This window comes from Exiguobacterium sp. SH4S7, assembly GCF_004336795.1.
Lineage (GTDB): Bacteria > Bacillota > Bacilli > Exiguobacteriales > Exiguobacteriaceae > Exiguobacterium > Exiguobacterium aurantiacum_A.
In genome coordinates this window covers 1-784 of the sequence record NZ_SJUT01000023.1, presented here as the reverse complement: position 1 = coordinate 784, position 784 = coordinate 1, and the positions used below count along the sequence as shown (strand labels likewise).

Here is a 784-nt window from a genome sequence, read left to right as displayed (position 1 = left end):
TTGGTCCCAAACCAAGTGCTCTACCAAGCTGAGCTACTTCCCGTTATAAATGGTGCACCCTGAGAGATTCGAACTCCCGGCCTTTAGATTCGTAGTCTAACGCTCTATCCAGCTGAGCTAAGGGTGCGAGACGAATGATTCCCAATGGGATATATAGATGGTACCGAGGGCCGGACTTGAACCGGCACGAGGAAACCCTCGCAGGATTTTAAGTCCTGTGCGTCTACCAATTCCGCCACCCCGGCAAGGTATAATTAGTGCGGTAGACTTTTTTTAAAAATGGTGCCGGCGAAAGGATTTGAACCCTCGACCCTCTGATTACAAGTCAGATGCTCTACCAACTGAGCTACACCGGCAGGTGTAAATGGTGGAGGATGACGGGATCGAACCGCCGACCCCCTGCTTGTAAGGCAGGTGCTCTCCCAGCTGAGCTAATCCTCCGATATGTATGCCTGGCAACGTCCTATCCTCACAGGGGGAGACCCCCAACTACTTTCGGCGCTGAAGCGCTTAACTTCCGTGTTCGGCATGGGAACGGGTGTGGCCGCTTCGCTATCGCCACCAGACATATATGAGATTAACATTATCTTTACATAATGTCAAACTTTTTTTGAAAGATTACTCTCTCAAAACTGAAGATTCATCAATACAAACCAATTCTAGATCAAAGCCTCGACCGATTAGTATCATTCAGCTCCACACGTCGCCGTGCTTCCACCCATGACCTATCTACCTCATCGTCTCTGAGGGGTCTTTCTTGATTGCTCAAAGGGAAATCTCATCT

At 49.2% G+C, this 784-nt stretch carries 4 tRNA genes and 2 rRNA genes; all 6 read right to left on the bottom strand.

The features are described from left to right. Nucleotides 1–50: 50 nt before the first annotated feature. Nucleotides 51–127, bottom strand: a tRNA-Arg gene (locus EVJ29_RS15295). 31 nt (nt 128–158) lie between these two features. Continuing rightward, nucleotides 159–245, bottom strand: a tRNA-Leu gene (locus tag EVJ29_RS15290). Between the two features lie 35 nt (nt 246–280). Then, a tRNA-Thr gene (locus EVJ29_RS15285) sits at nt 281–356 on the bottom strand. 9 nt (nt 357–365) lie between these two features. Continuing rightward, a tRNA-Val gene (locus EVJ29_RS15280) sits at nt 366–441 on the bottom strand. A 9-nt stretch (nt 442–450) separates the two neighbouring features. Continuing rightward, a 5S ribosomal RNA gene (gene rrf / locus EVJ29_RS15275) occupies nt 451–566 on the bottom strand. 94 nt (nt 567–660) lie between these two features. Then, nucleotides 661–784 (bottom strand): 23S ribosomal RNA (locus tag EVJ29_RS15270); the annotation flags it as partial.